This window comes from Thioalkalivibrio sp. ALE9, from assembly GCF_000377445.1.
Classification (GTDB): domain Bacteria; phylum Pseudomonadota; class Gammaproteobacteria; order Ectothiorhodospirales; family Ectothiorhodospiraceae; genus Thioalkalivibrio.
This window is the reverse complement of record NZ_KB898122.1, coordinates 85,689-100,775: the sequence shown is the minus strand read 5'-3', so window position 1 is coordinate 100,775 and position 15,087 is coordinate 85,689. Positions and strand designations below refer to the sequence as shown.

At 69.5% G+C, this 15,087-nt stretch carries 17 protein-coding genes and 1 pseudogene; 8 read left to right on the top strand and 10 right to left on the bottom strand.

All coding sequences use genetic code 11. From position 1 onward, the window contains the following. The first annotated feature begins 6 nt into the window (after nucleotides 1-6). Entirely contained in the window at nucleotides 7-714 is a 708-nt protein-coding gene (locus D106_RS0100485; RefSeq protein ID WP_018878866.1) for a MarC family protein, read from the top strand. Nucleotides 715-730: 16 nt separating this feature from the next. On the opposite strand, the gene D106_RS0100480 is transcribed toward D106_RS0100485, so the two are convergent. Continuing rightward, nucleotides 731-1,501: an HAD family hydrolase gene (locus tag D106_RS0100480; protein ID WP_018878865.1), complete on the bottom strand. Its 771-nt coding sequence runs from the start codon at nucleotides 1,499-1,501 to the stop codon at nucleotides 731-733. Between the two features lie 168 nt (nucleotides 1,502-1,669). On the opposite strand from D106_RS0100480, the gene dksA reads away from it, so the two are divergent. The 6 genes from dksA to thpR all read left to right on the top strand — a co-directional run bounded on the left by dksA (nucleotide 1,670) and on the right by thpR (nucleotide 8,156). Continuing rightward, nucleotides 1,670-2,122: an RNA polymerase-binding protein DksA gene (gene dksA / locus D106_RS0100475; RefSeq protein ID WP_018866929.1), complete on the top strand. Its 453-nt coding sequence runs from the start codon at nucleotides 1,670-1,672 to the stop codon at nucleotides 2,120-2,122. Nucleotides 2,123-2,135: 13 nt separating this feature from the next. Further along, nucleotides 2,136-3,083: a tRNA glutamyl-Q(34) synthetase GluQRS gene (gene gluQRS, locus D106_RS0100470; RefSeq protein ID WP_018878864.1), complete on the top strand. Its 948-nt coding sequence runs from the start codon at nucleotides 2,136-2,138 to the stop codon at nucleotides 3,081-3,083. A gap of 89 nt (nucleotides 3,084-3,172) precedes the next feature. Next, on the top strand, nucleotides 3,173-3,346 hold the full coding sequence (locus D106_RS15150) for a hypothetical protein (RefSeq protein WP_018866931.1): 174 nt from the start codon (nucleotides 3,173-3,175) through the stop codon (nucleotides 3,344-3,346). Continuing rightward, on the top strand, nucleotides 3,336-6,263 hold the full coding sequence (locus D106_RS0100460; RefSeq protein WP_018878863.1) for a sensor histidine kinase: 2,928 nt from the start codon (nucleotides 3,336-3,338) through the stop codon (nucleotides 6,261-6,263). Before D106_RS15150 ends, D106_RS0100460 begins: the two co-directional genes overlap by 11 nt. Beyond that, nucleotides 6,260-7,624: a sigma-54 dependent transcriptional regulator gene (locus D106_RS0100455; protein WP_018878862.1), complete on the top strand. Its 1,365-nt coding sequence runs from the start codon at nucleotides 6,260-6,262 to the stop codon at nucleotides 7,622-7,624. The genes D106_RS0100460 and D106_RS0100455 overlap by 4 nt, the downstream gene beginning before the upstream one ends. Before the next feature lie 10 nt (nucleotides 7,625-7,634). Continuing rightward, nucleotides 7,635-8,156, top strand: coding sequence for an RNA 2',3'-cyclic phosphodiesterase (thpR, locus tag D106_RS0100450; protein ID WP_018878861.1), 522 nt, complete (start codon nucleotides 7,635-7,637; stop codon nucleotides 8,154-8,156). A gap of 55 nt (nucleotides 8,157-8,211) precedes the next feature. Here thpR and D106_RS0100445 read toward each other — a convergent pair whose 3' ends face one another. From D106_RS0100445 to D106_RS0100435, 3 genes are all read right to left on the bottom strand, one after another. After that, complete coding sequence (locus D106_RS0100445) at nucleotides 8,212-8,811, bottom strand: hypothetical protein (protein WP_018878860.1); 600 nt, start codon at nucleotides 8,809-8,811, stop codon at nucleotides 8,212-8,214. 146 nt (nucleotides 8,812-8,957) lie between these two features. After that, nucleotides 8,958-9,248: a hypothetical protein gene (locus D106_RS0100440; RefSeq protein WP_018878581.1), complete on the bottom strand. Its 291-nt coding sequence runs from the start codon at nucleotides 9,246-9,248 to the stop codon at nucleotides 8,958-8,960. Nucleotides 9,249-9,252: 4 nt separating this feature from the next. Further along, nucleotides 9,253-10,200 carry a sodium-dependent bicarbonate transport family permease gene (locus D106_RS0100435; RefSeq protein ID WP_018866937.1) on the bottom strand — a complete coding sequence of 316 codons (948 nt, stop codon included), beginning with the start codon at nucleotides 10,198-10,200 and terminating at the stop codon, nucleotides 9,253-9,255. Between the two features lie 204 nt (nucleotides 10,201-10,404). On the opposite strand from D106_RS0100435, the gene D106_RS0100430 reads away from it, so the two are divergent. Continuing rightward, nucleotides 10,405-10,983, top strand: coding sequence for an NAD(P)H-dependent oxidoreductase (locus tag D106_RS0100430; protein ID WP_018878859.1), 579 nt, complete (start codon nucleotides 10,405-10,407; stop codon nucleotides 10,981-10,983). A gap of 185 nt (nucleotides 10,984-11,168) precedes the next feature. Here the strand turns inward: D106_RS0100430 and D106_RS14455 are convergent, their stop codons facing one another. The 6 genes and pseudogenes from D106_RS14455 to D106_RS15350 form a co-directional block, all read right to left on the bottom strand. Then, nucleotides 11,169-11,498, bottom strand: coding sequence for a hypothetical protein (locus D106_RS14455; protein WP_081618705.1), 330 nt, complete (start codon nucleotides 11,496-11,498; stop codon nucleotides 11,169-11,171). Between the two features lie 115 nt (nucleotides 11,499-11,613). After that, a complete protein-coding gene (locus tag D106_RS0100425) occupies nucleotides 11,614-12,135 on the bottom strand; it encodes a phosphatidylglycerophosphatase A (protein ID WP_018866939.1) in 522 nt (173 codons plus the stop codon). A 13-nt stretch (nucleotides 12,136-12,148) separates the two neighbouring features. Further along, a complete protein-coding gene (gene thiL / locus D106_RS0100420) occupies nucleotides 12,149-13,156 on the bottom strand; it encodes a thiamine-phosphate kinase (protein WP_018878858.1) in 1,008 nt (335 codons plus the stop codon). A 25-nt stretch (nucleotides 13,157-13,181) separates the two neighbouring features. Next, the gene (gene nusB, locus D106_RS0100415) at nucleotides 13,182-13,709 is read right to left on the bottom strand and encodes a transcription antitermination factor NusB (protein ID WP_018875806.1); all 528 of its coding nucleotides are present in this window, start codon (nucleotides 13,707-13,709) and stop codon (nucleotides 13,182-13,184) included. Nucleotides 13,710-13,726: 17 nt separating this feature from the next. Next, the gene (ribE, locus tag D106_RS0100410; protein ID WP_018875807.1) at nucleotides 13,727-14,212 is read right to left on the bottom strand and encodes a 6,7-dimethyl-8-ribityllumazine synthase; all 486 of its coding nucleotides are present in this window, start codon (nucleotides 14,210-14,212) and stop codon (nucleotides 13,727-13,729) included. 472 nt (nucleotides 14,213-14,684) lie between these two features. Then, nucleotides 14,685-14,889, bottom strand: a pseudogene (locus D106_RS15350) (hypothetical protein). Between the last annotated feature and the right edge of the window lie 198 nt (nucleotides 14,890-15,087).

Here is a 15,087-nt window from a genome sequence, read left to right as displayed (position 1 = left end):
GAACACATGCTTGTGTTACTCGAATACCTGGTCGTTACCTTCCTGGCGGTGTTCGTGATCGTGAACCCGCTGACCACGGCGTTCATCTTCACGGCGATGCTGCCGCGCGCATCGGAGGAGAAGCGCCGGGCGATCGCGCTGCGCTCGGTCAAGGTGGCCACCTCCCTGCTGTTCGCCTTCGCCCTGCTGGGCGGGGTGATCTTCCAGCTGTTCGGGATCACCCTGGCGGCGTTTCGTATCGCCGGCGGGATCATCCTGTTCGGCATCGCGATCGGCATGATCCGGCAGAAGGGGGCGACCGAGAAGGAGACCGCCGAAGAGGTGAAGGCCGACAAGGGGCACGTGACCGAGGACATCTCGGTGATCCCGCTGGCGATCCCGTTCATGAGCGGCCCGGGTGCGATCGCCACGGTGATGATCCTGACCAGCGAGGCCCCGACCGTCTACCACACGGGACTCGTGTTCCTCGGCGTGCTGGCCTGCATGGTCGCCTGCTACTACGCGATGGTCTACTCGCGTTATATCGTCCAGTACCTGGGCGACACCGGGAAGGACATCCTGACCAAGGTCTTCGGCCTGATCCTCGCAGTGCTGGCCGTGCAGTTCGTGATCAACGGCATCAGCGACGCCGCGATCGGGTTCATGCTGGACACGCAGATGCTCGACGAGAACGAGGTCGAGGATCCGCGCGTTCCGACGCGCGAGCTCGACTGACCCGTAACCCGTCCCGCTACGACTGGGCGCTGGCGTGCCAGGCCCGCAGCGTGGCCACGTCCACCGCCGGGCCCGGCAACGCGGGACCGGCCAGAACCCTCGCCGGTGCGTCCGGCTCGCCGAACCCGTCCAGCACCGCCAGCGCGCCCTCGAAGTCCTGTTCCCGGGTGTAGTCGTTGGTGGTGACCACCACCTCCAGCCCGGCGCCGCACGCGGACCGGACCCCGTTGTCGGAATCCTCCAGGGCGAGGCAGGCGCTGGCGGGCAGGTTCATCGCCTCCAGCGCATGGGTGAAGATATCCGGCGCGGGTTTCTTGGCCGGCACCACGTCCCCGGCGGAGATCACCTCGAAGCGGTACGGCCCCGCGTTTCCCAGCGTGGCCTCCAGCAGCGCGGTCACGTTCTCGGGGGTGGTGGTGGTCGCGATGGCCAGGCGCAGTCCCTCGGCCTCCGCCTCGTCCAGCAGGCGGCGAACGCCCGGGCGCAACGGGATCGCGCCGGACTCGAGCATGGCCACGTAGTGACGCGTCTTGGCCGCATGCAGCTCGCGGATGCGGGCATCGATCCCCGGCTCCTCGAGGGCTTCGGGGTGATCTTCCGACAGGTACTGGCGTATGCGCTCCTTGCCGCCGGTGACCCGCAGCAGTTCGCCGTAGCGCGCCACACTCCAGTCCCAGTCCAGGCCCGCGTCCGCGAACGCCTTGTTGAACGCCACCCGATGACCGTCCCGCTCGGTGTCCGCCAGCGTGCCGTCGACGTCAAAGATCAGTGCCTGCAATTCCGCCATCGTGATTCCCGGTCCCTTCCCGTATCTCGCTGAAAACAGTGCCCCGCCGCTCGCAGCCCCTGCAGGTCCGGAGGCGACCGGGCGCAAACCGTCATGGCACGGGACTTGCCCGCCCCGTCCGACTCTGGTACTAAGTGCGCCTCATTTTTCCAGCCGGAGAAAGCCCGCATGGCTGCAGACGAAAAGACCGACAAGCCCTCCACCCAGCACATGGTCGCCGGGGGCATTGCGCCCTACGAGCCGAAGCCGGACGAAGAGTACATGAATCCGGATCAGCTGGACCATTTCCGCAGCCTGCTGCGGGCATGGCGCCAGGAACTGGCGGAGGAAGTCGATCGCACCGTGGGGCACATGCGCCAGGACGCGGCCAACTTCGCCGATCCGGCCGACCGCGCCACCCAGGAAGAAGAATTCGGCCTGGAACTGCGGGCCCGCGACCGCGAGCGCAAGCTGTCGAAGAAGATCGACGAGGCCCTGCGCAAGATCGAGACCCACGACTACGGCTACTGCGAGACCTGCGGCGTGGAGATCGGCATTCGTCGCCTGGAGGCCCGCCCGACGGCCACCATGTGCATCGACTGCAAGCAGCTCGACGAGATCAAGGAAAAGCAGCGCGCCTGATCCCGGCCGGGCCGTGACCCCCACGCCCGAACCGCAGTCCCCGGTCGACGGCTACGTCGGCCGGTTTGCCCCGACCCCTTCCGGCCCGCTGCACGCGGGCTCCCTGCTGGCCGCCGTCATCTCCTGGCTGGACGCCCGGAGTGCCGATGGCGAGTGGCACCTGCGTATCGACGACATCGACGCCCCCCGGGTTCGCCCGGGGGCGGCCGATGCCATTCTGCGCACCCTCGAGGCCTTCGACCTCGGCTGGGACGGACCGATTGTCTGGCAAGGCCAGCGCGGCCCCGCCTACCAGCGGGCCCTGGATACCCTGATGGACACCGACCGGGCCTTTCCCTGCGGGTGCACCCGCAAGGACCTGGCTACCCACGGCCGCCCTGGCTGGGAAGGCCCCGTCTATCCGGGCACCTGCCGCCACGGCCTGCCGCCCGGACGCGAGCCCCGCGCCCTGCGCGCCCGCGCAACGACCCGCTACTGGGCCATCGAGGACCGTTTTCTCGGTGCGGTCGCCTTCGATCTGGAGGCCCTGGGCGGTGACTTCGTCATCCGCCGCGCGGACGGCATCGTGGCCTACCAGCTCGCCACCGTGGTCGATGACCTCGACCTGGGCGTCACGCATGTAGTCCGCGGGATCGACCTGCTGGGCTCTACACCGCGCCAGATGCAGCTTTACCGGGCCCTGGGACACCCCCCGCCGGCCTATGCCCACCATCCGGTGCTGGTCGCGCCCGGCGGCGACAAACTCGCCAAGGCCACGGGTGCCACGGGGATTCGAGCGGATGCGGCGCGGCGCCACCTCGCCGACACCCTGGGGCAGATCGGACTCGCGCCTTCCGACCGACAGGCCCCGGACGCGCCCGGTGCCCAGCTGGCGGAGGCCCTGGAACCGCTACGGCGCCGGCCGCTCGCGGCATACCTGCCGCTGCGCACCACGCTGCCCGGAGCCCCCGCCGCGGTGTAGACTCGCCGCATGCTGTCCCGCCGCGCGCCAACCCGGAAGGCCCCGCAGGAACCCGTCAGCCGCGGCCCGGCCCGGGCGGAGATCTGACCATGGACGCCCCGCGCGCCATCCTGATCGCCCTCCTCGGGGCCCTACTGTTCCTGAGTCCGCTGGTGATCTGGGTCGCCCATCTGAGCCCCGCCTGGTGGTGGCCATTCGCCGCCTGGGCAGTCTTCATCCTGGCCATCGCGGCCCTGAGCCGGGGCGGTCGCCGTGACCCTTAGCCTCGGCCTGCTCTATGCCGTGGGCGTGGCCTACCTGGCCCTGCTGTTCGGCATCGCCTTCCTGGCCGACCGCGTCCCCCGGGTCGGCCGGCTGGCGGCAAACAGCTGGGTCTTCAGCCTGTCGCTGGGGGTCTACGCGACCTCCTGGACCTTCTACGGCAACCTCGGCTTTCTGGCCGACCAGGGCTATCTGTACCTGACGATCTATCTGGGCGTAACCCTGGCCTTCGCCGCCACGCCCTGGCTGCTGCGCCCCATCCTGCGCGTGACCCGCGAACAGCAACTGACCTCGCTGGCCGACCTGTTCGCCTTTCGCTACCGCAGTCGCCTGACCGGACCGGTGGTGGCCCTGTTCATGCTGGCCGGTGTGCTTCCGTACATCGCCCTGCAGATCAAGGCGGTGGCCGAGTCCGCCGCGGTCCTGACCGCGGAAACCCCGCCCCACCTCCTCGCCCTGACCTTCAGCGCCACCATCGCACTGTTCGCGATCCTGTTCGGGGCCCGCCACATCGCCCCGCGCGAGAAGCACGCCGGCCTGGTGCTGGCCATCGCCTTCGAATCCATCGTCAAGCTGATCGCCATCCTCGGCATCGCGGCGGTGGCCCTGTACGCGGTGTTCGGCGGTTTCGCCGGCCTCGACGACTGGCTGGCCGCGCATCCCGAGGCGGTCGATGCGCTGTACGCCCCGGTGCGCGAGGGTGGCTGGTTCGCGATGATGATTCTCGCCTTTGCCGCGGCCTTCCTGCTGCCGCGGCAGTTCCACATGCTGTTTACCGAGAACATCAACCCCCAGGCCCTGACCACCGCCGCCTGGGCCTTCCCGGCGTTCCTGCTGCTGCTGAACCTGCCGATGCCGATCCTCTACTGGGCCGGCGAGGCGGCCGGCCTCGGCATCTCGCCGAACTACTACGCCATCGGGATCGCCGGACTGCTGGAGTCGCCCAGCCTGGCGCTGCTGGTCTTTATCGGCGGGCTGTCCGCCGCCAGCGCCATGATGATCGTGACCACCCTTGCGCTGGCCCACATGGGGACCAACTACCTCTCGCCGCTGACCCGGCTGAACGAAGAAGAACGCAGCGCCAACATCTATACCCGCCTGCTCTGGGGGCGGCGCATCTGGATCGTTTTCATCATCGGACTGGGCTATGCCTTTTACGGCCTGTTGCAGGTGGTCGAGGGGCTGGCGCAGCTGGGGCTGATCTCGTTCGCCGCGGTGGCCCAGCTCCTGCCGGGCCTGATCGGTCTGATGCTGTGGAAACAGGCGACTCGGGTCGGCTTCCTGCTCGGACTGGCCGCGGGCATCGCCGGCTGGGCCTTCACCCTGGTGATGCCGCTATTGTCGGATGCCGGCATCGCCACCGGACTGCCGGACCCGCAACAGTGGCTGCTGGCCGGGATGCTGGACCCATGGACCTTCGCCCTGATGCTGAGCCTGGGCATCAACGCCCTGCTGTTCGTGATCGGGTCGCTGCTGACCCGCCCCAACCGCGAGGAGATCGAAGCCGGCCGAGCCTGCTGCCCCAACGAGTCCACCGGGGCCGGGGCCGGCCTGCCCCTGGCTGGCGACGTGACCGAGATGGAAACCGCCCTGGCGGCCACTCTGGGGCCGGGTGCCGCGCATCACGAGGTCCAGCGCGCGCTCGACGATCTCGGCCTGCCGCGGCACACGCGCTCGCGCAGCGACCTGCGCCACCTGCGCGAACGCATCGAGCGCAACCTGTCCGGTCTGCTCGGGCCGGTCCTCGCGCGCATGATCGTCGACCAGCACCTGCGCCTGGATGCCGCCGGCCGCCAGACCCTCAGCGAGAGCCTGCGGCGCATCGAGGAGCAGCTGGAGACCCGTTCCCTACCACTGTCCGGCCTGGCCGCCGAACTGGATGCCCTGCGCCGCTTTCATCGCCAGATCCTGCACGAGCTGCCGCTGGGGGTGGCCAGCCTGACCAACAGCGGCGAGATTACCGGCTGGAACCAGGCGCTGGCGCAACTCACCGGTGTGGCCACAGAGGACGCCGTGGGCCAGAACATCGGCCGGCTCGACAGCCCCTGGAGCGGCCTGCTGACGGCCTTCCTCGAGAGCCCGGACCGGCAGTGGTACAAGCTGAACGTGGACCTGCCCGCCGGCAATCGCCGCCTGAACCTGCACCGTTCGGAGCTGCAGGATGCCCATGGCCAGGTGGAGGGGCGCGTGGTCCTGATCGAGGACGTGACCGAGCGCGCCCAGCTCGAGTCCGAGATCGCCCACGGCGACCGCCTGGCCTCCATCGGCCGCTTTGCCGCCGGGGTCGCCCACGAGATCGGCAATCCGCTGACCGGGATCGCCTCGCTGGCCCAGACCCTGCCGCTGGAGGATGATCCCGACGAGATCCGCGGCATCGCCGACGACATCCTCGCGCAGACCCGGCGCATCAATGCGATCGTGCAGTCCCTGATCACCTTCGCCCACGCCGACGAGGGGCCGTCCGCGGGGCACTTCGAGACCATCGCGCTGGACGAACTCCTGGCCGAGGCCATTCGCCTGACGCGCCTGGCCGGGCGCAAGGACCTGCAGTTCTCCACCACCGGCCTGGAGGGGCTGCATGTCCGCGGGTCGCATGCCACGCTGCTGCAGGTCTTCATCAACCTGCTGACCAACGCCGAGCAGGCCTCGCCCGAGGGCTCCACGGTCGTGATCGCCGCGCGCGTCCATGGCCGCCACATCCAGATCACCATCGACGATGCCGGCCCCGGGATCGACGAATCCAGCCTGGAACGCCTGTTCGAGCCCTTCTTCACCACCAAGCCGGCCGGTCAGGGCACCGGCCTGGGCCTGCCGGTGGCTTACAGCATCGTGCGCGACCACGGTGGTACCCTGATGGCCGCCAACCGCCCCGAGGGTGGGGCCCGATTCCTGCTCATGCTGCCGCACCAAGACCGATGACCCGCATCCTGCTCGTAGACGACGAAGCCCCGATCCGCCGCGCCGTGCGCCGGTTCCTGGAGCATCACGGCTTCGAGGTCGGCGTAGCCGAGAACCTGGCCGAGGCGCGCGCCCTGGCCGCGGCCGACCCCTACGACCTCCAGCTGGTGGATCTGCGCCTGCCGGACGGCGAGGGCATCGAGCTGCTGCCCGAGTTCACCCGCTCGCCCACGGTCATCATGACCAGCTACGCATCGGTCCCCTCGGCGGTGAACGCGATGAAAGAGGGCGCGGCCGACTACATCGCCAAGCCCTTCGACCACGACGCCCTGTTGCTGACCCTGCGCGCCGCCCTGCGCGAACGCGAGGCGCGCGACCGCCTCCCGCCCGAGCCGCCCGACGCCGGGACCGAAACCCTCAGTCACCCGGGCCTGGGCCTGATCGGCGACAGCCCCGCGATGCAGCGGCTGCGCGACCAGATCCGGCGCGTGGCGGCCACGCACTCCACCGTGCTGCTGCGGGGGGAATCCGGCACCGGCAAGGAGCTCGCCGCACGCGCCCTGCATGAACTGAGCCCGCGCGCCGGGGGGCCCTTCGTGGCCGTCAACTGCGCCACCATCCCGGAGGGCCTGGTGGAGGCCGAGCTGTTCGGGCACGCCCAGGGCGCCTACACCGGGGCGGTCAAGGCCCGCACCGGCCTGATCCAGAGCGCCCATGGCGGCACCCTGTTCCTGGACGAGATCGGCGAACTCGCGCCGGCGGCCCAGGCGCGCCTGCTGCGCGTACTGCAGGACGGCGAGATCCGTCCGGTGGGCGCCAACGAGAATCAGAAGGTCGACGTGCGCCTGCTGGCCGCGACCCATCGCGATCTGGAGGGCATGATCGAGGATCAGGCCTTTCGGGCCGATCTCTACTACCGCCTGCGGGTACTGGAGCTGGCGATCCCGCCCCTGCGCGAGCGGCGCGAGGACATCCTGCCGCTAGCGCAGCATTTCCTCGAGGGGCTGGCCGGATCGGGAACGGTCCCCCGCCTGACGCAAGCGGCCCGGGATGCCCTGGAGGCCCAGGACTGGCCGGGCAACGTGCGCGAACTGGCCAATGCCCTGGAGCGCGGATGGGTCCTCTGCCCCGATGGACACATCGCGCCGGAGCACATGGGCCTGGAGGCCCCGGACGCCGGCGCGGCCGAGGAACACCCCAACCCGGCCTTCCCGACGCGCCGCAAGCCCCGGGGCTCGAGCCTGAACGAGTACTTCCGCCAGTTCGTACAGGAGAACCAGGACCGCATGACCGAAACGGAACTCGCGCGGGCGCTGGGCATCAGCCGCAAGACACTGTGGGAACGCCGTCAGCGCGAAAATCTGCCGCGACCACGCACCTGAACCCGCCGCTGTGGCCGAGGCCCCCGAGTTCCGACGAGTCTTCCTCGCCCTGTGGCCCGACACGGCCACACGCGAACGACTGGATCGGCTGGGACGCACCCTGGATGGTCCCGGCCGTCCGATCCCGCCCGAACATCTGCATCTGACGCTGGCCTTCGCCGGCACAGTTCCCGCCGGGCAGGCCGATTGCCTGGCCGGTCACCTCGGGAGCCTCGCCAGAGACCCACTGGAACTGACTCTGGACCGACTGGGGCACTTCGCGCGGCCGCGCATCACCTGGGTCGGCCCCGGCGATCCGCCGGCGGCCCTCCTGGACCTCGCGGATCGGGCCCATGCCCTCTGCCGGGAGTGCGGCATCGACACCGGCCCGCCCCGTCCGTTCCGGCCTCACGTTTCGCTGCGCCGCCACGCGGCGCCGCCCGCCCGGGAGCGGATCGAAACGCCGCTGCACTGGGCGACGGACACGATTGTCCTGATCGAGTCCGGCCGCGACGGGCATCCCGGGCCCTACCGCATCCTCGCCCGGACGTAAGGCGGGCCCGCTTCGCGCCCCCCCGGACGAAGCGCGATACCCCGGGCCGCCGCGATCAGTCCACCGGCGGGAGATTGCCCGTTTCTGCCGGGTCCGCCGGCTCTGACGGATCGGCGGGTTCGGCCGGGCGGTTACCGGTGTCCGGCCGCGTCGGGGTCTGGTCCCCCAGCGGAGGCGCATCCGCGCCTCGGGGCTGACGCTGCTGGCCCAGCGGCGGCGCGTCCTGGGGCTGCCCCTGTCCTTGCGGCTGCCCCTGGCCACCGGGCGGCTGGCCCTGCCCCTGAGGCGCGGTCGGCGCGCCGCCCTGACCGGGGGCCGGCTGACCACCGCGCTCCATCTGGCCCGGGGCCTGCTGCCCCTGGCCCGGCGGCTGGCCGGGGGCCGGCTGTGGCTGCCCCGGGGGCATGCCCTGACCACGCTCCTGGCCCTGGCCGCGCGGCATACCCTGACCGTGCTCCTGGCCCTGGCCGCGCGGCATGCCGCCGTGCCCCGGGGTGTCCTGCCCGCCCGCCGGAGGGGCACCCCGCTCGGCGGGGGGTGTACCCTGGCCCATGCCACCTTGCTGGCCGCCTTGCTGCGCCTGGGCATGGGCCGTTCCCACGGCGAAGAGCGAGCCAAGGGCAATGATCAATGCGGTACTGCGAAACCGGGTCATGGGAAACTCCTTGCGGCCGTGAAGCCATTGGTTCAGGCCCCCGGTGATAGCAGCCGAGCCCCGCGCCCCCCAAGGCGCAGGGGCGAGTTCCCGGGCATTTCGTGAAGTACTTCACTGCATGGAGGCTGCCTGACTGCCCCGCCGGATCAATTCTTCAAGGCGACGGGCACAGTAAACATCAGCAATCCGTAGTCCGACTCGTACTGTTCCTTGAACCGGGCCGCGATCCGCTCGCACAGCTCCGACGAGGCCACGACCTCCAGCTTGATGTTGCCGCCGGCCCGCCAGTTGCCCCGGCGCTTGCCGTGCCGGCCCCAGCCGCGTGCGTCGGTCACCGTGTAGCCGGCCGCCCCCATGGCGCGTACCTCGTCGATCAGCATCTCCTCCAGGATCGCCTCGGCCACCACCGTCAGCAGGTACATGTCATCGCCTTGCATCGAGCTAGCCTCCGAGCGAATAAAGGGTCTGGGCCATCCAGAAATACAGCGGAACGCCCAGGAAGATATTGAACGGGAACGTCACACCCAGCGAGGCCCCGATCGACAACGCGGGGTTGGCCTTGGGCACGGCAATGCGCATCGCGGCCGGCGCCGCGATGTACGACGCACTGGCATACAAGGTGGCCAGCAGCAGCGTGCCCCCCAGGCTCATGCCCAGGCCCCATCCGAGCAGGATCCCGAGGATCGCGGAGACGATCGGCATGACGATCGCAAAGACGATGAGGAACAGCCCGTACTGGCGGACATCCGCGATGCGGCTGGAGGCCACCAGCCCCATCTCCAGCAGGAACAACGCCAGCACCCCCTTGAACAGATCAAAGAACATCGGCTCCAGCGGCTCGATGTGATCCGGGCCGGCAATGAACCCGATCACCAGCCCACCGGCCAGCAGGAAGATGCTCTTGCCAAAGATGACCTCGTGCAGGGTCTTGCCCCAGCGAGTGGGGCCCCGGCTGCCCATGCGCGCCAGCAGGATCCCGATGACCAGCGCCGGCATCTCCAGGAGTACGAGGAACACCACCATGTGCCCCTCGTAGTCCAGACCCCGGGACGCCAGAAACGCGACCGCGACCGAGAAGGTCACGACCGACACCGAACCGTAGTGGGCCGCAATGGAAGCCGAATCCGCCCGCGGCATCCGCCCGAGAAGGTACAGCACCGGAAACGCGATCAGCGGGATCAGCGAACCCACGGCGAGCACCGCCAGGCCCGGCAGCAGCAACGGAAGCAACTCGCTTTCCGCCAGCTTGACCCCGCCCATCAGGCCGATGGCCAGCAGCAGGTAGATCGACAGCGCCTCGTAGATCGCCATCGGGATCTTGAGGTCCGACTTCGCCAGACCCGCGATCGCCCCCAGCAGGAAGAACAGCACAACCGGATCGAATGCCATTTCGCCTCCGCGTCCCGACGCTACAAGCCACCGCAGCGCACCCCGTTATGGTAGGCAAGACCCTCGTGCCAGGGAACCGGTTTCCGGAGGCGTTTTTGGCGGCCAACCAACCGCCCCCTCACACCACGGCCCGTACCGGAACCACCGCGTCCGCCGGCTGGGCTACGCTTGGGAAACGGGCTCAGCCATCACGAGGGCCAACGCATGACGCGAATCCTGATCCTCCAGGGGCACCCGGACCCGGCCGGCGGCCATCTCGACCACGCGCTCGCCGACGCCTACCGCGAGGGGGCCGAACAGGGCGGCTTCGCGGTGGACACCTACACCATCGCCCATCGTGATGTCCCGCTGCTCAGGAGCAAGGCCGAGTTCCTCGACGCAAGCGTCCCGCCCGCGATCCTCGAGGCCCAGGCCCTGATCGAGGCCGCCCACCACATCGTGCTGATCTACCCGCTGTGGCTGGGCGACATGCCGGCCGGGGTGAAGGCCTTCCTGGAACAGACCCTCAGGCCAGCCTTTGTCGCCGATGGCGACATGAACCGTCTGCGCCACACGCGGCTGAAGGGCCGTTCCGTACGCATCGTGGTCACCATGGGCATGCCGGCCCTCGCCTACCGCTGGTGGTTCGGCGCCCACAGCCTGAAGAGCCTGGAGCGGAACATCCTGCGCTTCTGTGGCTTCGGCCCCGTCCGCCACACCCTGATCGGCCAGAACGGCGGCAACGCGGCTGCGCGCGAGCGCTGGCTGCAGCAGCTGCGCACGCTCGGCCGCCAGGCGAAGTAACCGACCAGTCGGTGCACTTGGGGACCATTCCCATCCAGCCGGCCTGTGTGTACCCCAACGACCTCCCACTGAGCGAAGGACGGGAGCACCGATCGGGACGTCCGAAATGAATTGACCACTACACGGTCAAACGGAGACCGCCCCACCCCGGGAACACGTGCGCAGGGCGGATCCGCCGCGCTCGGTCAGAGCCCCGGGAGATCCGGGCTCGGCGGGGTGGGCGGCTCGGGGAGATCGGACGGGTCCGGCAGCGGCGCGTCGTCCGGGGACGGCGGCGAGGACGGATCCGGCGCCCGCGGAAGGTCGGGCCCCCGATCGGGGCGCGGGTCGCCGCGGCGCTGCCCGGGCGGAGTACCGCCGTGTCCGGGTGGCAGGTCGCCAGCGGCCGGCGTGTCGCCACTGGCGCCCGGGGCGCCCGAAGGCGGCCCGCCCGCCGGCTGCGCCTGGGCGCCGCCAGACGCCAGGAGGGCACTCACGAACAAGACTTGAAGCCAATGACGCATGGAGATCTTCATGCCACACACTCCTTTGGTGGATATCTGACCCTGAGGCGTTGCCGTATCCGCACGAGTTCCCGTCATCGCGCGACTCTGCCGACCCGTTCACACCCGGGCCCACCCCAGCGCTGTCCTACGCCTCGACCACCAGTTGCTGGAACAACCCGCCCAGGATCACCAGGGCGAAGCCTGCGTACAGGCCGGCGACCACATCGTCCATCATGATCCCGTGGCCGTCCTGCCACTTGTGGTCGAAATAGTTCGCCGGCCAGGGCTTGAGGATGTCGAAAATCCGGAACAGCAGAAAGCCGACCACCACCCACATCAGCCCCGCGGGGGCAAAGGCCAGGGTAATCAGCATGCCCGCCCATTCGTCCCAGACGATGCCCGGGTGATCGTGCACACCGAGTTTGCGGGCACTCTCGCCACAGATGTGGAAGCCGGCCATGACCACGATCACGGTCACGGCGATGTAGGCCCATTCCGGGAAATTCATGATCGCGAAGTACAGCACCAGCGCGCCCAGCGAGCCGGTGGTGCCCGGGGCCCAGCGCGACAGGCCGCTGCCGAAGCCGAAGGCCAGCAGGTGGATCGGATCGCCGAATACGGTCTTCGCCGATGGCATCTGCGGCTTGCGGCTCTTCTGCTCCGTCATGGCTACCCTGTCCCTAGTGTTCTTCGGTGTCCGCGAAATGATCGTGCCCCGCCCGCGTCACGTCCAGTCGCCGCCCGTCCGCGTCCTCGACGACCACCGCTTCACCCTCCTTGCATTCCCCGATCACGGTCAGCGGCACATCCACGCTGAAGGCCAGCAGATCCAGCGATTCCCCGGCCGGCAGTGCGAACAGCAGTTCGTAGTCCTCGCCTCCGCCGAGCGCATACTCGCGGGCCTGATCGTCCGGGATCTGTGCCAGCAACGGATCGCGGGGGACGGCGGGCCAGTCGACCCGCGCGCCACAGCCCGACGCGGCACACAGGTGCCCGAGATCCGCCAGCAGGCCGTCGGAAATATCGATAGCCGCCCGGGCACGGTTCCGCAGGCCGCGCCCCAGGGCCAGCCGCGCCCGGGGCCAGAACAGCCGGTCGCAGGCCGGCTCCCGGGCATCGGCGGGCAGAGCCGCGCCCGCGGCGCCCCGCGCCCGCCGGGCGGTCTCGTGGGCAAGCCCGAAGGCCGCCCCGCCCAACGCACCGGATACCACCAGTCGGTCGCCGGGCCGGGCCCCGGCCCGGCGCAGGGCCTGGCCCGCGGGCGCGGTACCCAGCACGGTCACGCTGATTGCCAGAGGGCCCCGGTTGGTATCCCCGCCTACCAGCGGGATACCAACCTCTTCGGCCAGCGCCAGGAAGCCCTCGCTGAAACCCGCCAGCCAGTCATGATCGACCCGTGGCAGGGTCAGCGACAGCAGCGCGCCCAGCGGCTCGGCCCCCATCGCGGCCAGGTCACTGAGGTTGGAAGCCAAGGCCTTGTGCCCAACGCTCGCCGGCGGGTGATCGGGGAAAAAATGGGTACCCTCAATCAGGGTGTCGACAGTGACGGCCAGCTCGTGGCCGCTCGCCACAGCCAACAGGGCGGCATCGTCCCCGATGCCAAGCCGAACGCCCTCGGCGTTCACGTCCGCCGACGGCGCGCCGAAATAACGCTGAATCAGGTCGAACTCGGAGTCGGGGCCGGCCATTGCCGTGCTGCGGCGTTGCGCGGGGTCAGCGCGGCGTGGCGCGCTCGGGACCGCGCAGCTCGGCCGAGAGCCGGTCCAGCACACCGTTGATGTAGCGATGCGACTGCTCCGCACCGTAGCGTTTGGCCAGGTCCACGGCCTCGTTGATCACCACGCGATAGGGCACCTCGATCCGCTCGGCCAGCTCCCACTGACCCAGCCACAGCAGGGCATGCTCCACCGGGTCGAGCTGGTCCAGCGGGCGGCCGAGGTACGGCTCCATGCGGGCATCCAGGGCCTCGCGATCGCGGGTCACACCGATCAGCAGCTCGCGGAAATACTCGGCATCCGCCTTCGCGTGTTCCTCGTCGTCACGGAACTCGGCCAGGATGTCCTTGGGGTGGGCGCCGGTCATCTGCCAGGAGTACAGCGCCTGCATGGCGCGACGCCGCGCGAACGAGCGCGCGTGGCGCGCCCGCTGTTCGGGCGTGCTGCGCGGGCGCTTGCCGCGTGCGCCGCCCGCGCCCTTGGCGGCGGGACGGTCGGGTTGGGAGGGATTGCCAGGTTCGGTCACGTCGGTTTCGTGCTCGCTCAGGCGCCGCCGCGCAGCTGCCGCATCAGGCTGACCATCTCGATCGCGCCCATCGCGGCATCCGCGCCCTTGTTGCCGGCCTTGGTGCCGGCGCGTTCAATCGCCTGCTCAATGGAGTCCGTCGTCAGAACACCGAAGCTGATCGGCAGGTCCTCGGCCATCTGCACCTGGGCCAGGCCCTTGGCCGCCTCGCCGGCGACGTAGTCGAAATGCGGGGTGGAGCCGCGGATCACGCAGCCCAGGGCAATGACCCCGTCATACTGCCCGGAACGCGCCATCGCCTGGGCCGCCAGCGGCAGTTCATAGGCCCCCGGCACGCGGGCGATGGTCAGATTCTTTTCCTGCACGCCATGGCGCTTCAGAGTATCCACCGCGCCTTCCAGCAGGCGCTCGACGATCAGGCTGTTGAAACGCGCCAGCAGCAGGCCATAGCGATGGTCGGCGGCGTCGGTGAATACGCCTTCCAGGGTCTTGATGTCGTGCATGGTTTCATTCCGATTGAGACGGAGACGAGGCGGCCGTTCGGGGCCGACCCGCGGGGCCGAGTTGCAAAGGCCGCCTAGTGTAGCACCGCGAACCCGCGCGGTAGAGCGCGCCCGCCCGAATCGCGCAGCCGCCCGCCTGCCATGGCGCTGACTGGACCTGCATTTGGCGCCGGTATGCTCAGTGGCGTCGGCCCGGCGTCCTGCCCGATCATGGCGGACCCTTGTTCATCGCTCGGTGGTTGACGGTCCCTTCGTTAGGTCGCCTGCCTCGTGGTGGCTGGTCTGGGTTCGGCATCCGGTGTTTACGTGCTTTCGGTCTACATACTGCCGTGCGCTGACTCGCCAGCGCGCCCCGAGGCACTTTCTTGCTTGCCCAAGAAAGTACCCAAAGAAGGGCACCCGGATTTCGCCCAGGAACCTTGCTCCAGGGCCCTCGGGCCGGCGGCGCTGAACTCGCTACGCTGCGCTCCGCTCAGACATCCAGCGCCTTCTCCCGCCCCGAGAACCCTTCCGCAAGGGGCTCCATACGGGAGGCGAAGGTCAAGACAGAAGGTATTCCGACCCCGCGACACCACAACGGCCCTGCCGCCTGAAAGCCCCCGGCGCCCGCTGCGCGGGCGCGGCACGCAACGGCCAAAGGCCGAGCGTGCCCAGATGTCCGAAAGCCTAGCCATCATCCATTAGCTATATCGCTGGGATCGCCGTTGTTTGGACCTGCCTCCCCGTTGTCGTCGCGCCGAGTGTAGAGGGTTTTCGCGGGGAAAAAGGCGCTGGATGTCTGAGCGGAGCCGAAGGCGCAGCGAGTTCAGCGCCGCCCGCGAAAAGCCTCGGAGCGAGGGAAACCCCGGCCCGCGAAGCGGGCCGGGGTCGCGGCA

Coding starts and splice junctions, on each gene's coding strand:
- D106_RS0100485 (WP_018878866.1), top strand. CDS start 7: ATGCTTGTGTTACTCGAATACCTGGTCGTTACCTTCCTGGCGGTGTTC.
- D106_RS0100480 (WP_018878865.1), bottom strand. CDS start 1,501: ATGGCGGAATTGCAGGCACTGATCTTTGACGTCGACGGCACGCTGGCG.
- dksA (WP_018866929.1), top strand. CDS start 1,670: ATGGCTGCAGACGAAAAGACCGACAAGCCCTCCACCCAGCACATGGTC.
- D106_RS15150 (WP_018866931.1), top strand. CDS start 3,173: ATGGACGCCCCGCGCGCCATCCTGATCGCCCTCCTCGGGGCCCTACTG.
- D106_RS0100455 (WP_018878862.1), top strand. CDS start 6,260: ATGACCCGCATCCTGCTCGTAGACGACGAAGCCCCGATCCGCCGCGCC.
- D106_RS0100445 (WP_018878860.1), bottom strand. CDS start 8,811: ATGACCCGGTTTCGCAGTACCGCATTGATCATTGCCCTTGGCTCGCTC.
- D106_RS0100440 (WP_018878581.1), bottom strand. CDS start 9,248: ATGCAAGGCGATGACATGTACCTGCTGACGGTGGTGGCCGAGGCGATC.
- D106_RS0100435 (WP_018866937.1), bottom strand. CDS start 10,200: ATGGCATTCGATCCGGTTGTGCTGTTCTTCCTGCTGGGGGCGATCGCG.
- D106_RS0100430 (WP_018878859.1), top strand. CDS start 10,405: ATGACGCGAATCCTGATCCTCCAGGGGCACCCGGACCCGGCCGGCGGC.
- D106_RS14455 (WP_081618705.1), bottom strand. CDS start 11,498: ATGAAGATCTCCATGCGTCATTGGCTTCAAGTCTTGTTCGTGAGTGCC.
- D106_RS0100425 (WP_018866939.1), bottom strand. CDS start 12,135: ATGACGGAGCAGAAGAGCCGCAAGCCGCAGATGCCATCGGCGAAGACC.
- thiL (WP_018878858.1), bottom strand. CDS start 13,156: ATGGCCGGCCCCGACTCCGAGTTCGACCTGATTCAGCGTTATTTCGGC.
- ribE (WP_018875807.1), bottom strand. CDS start 14,212: ATGCACGACATCAAGACCCTGGAAGGCGTATTCACCGACGCCGCCGAC.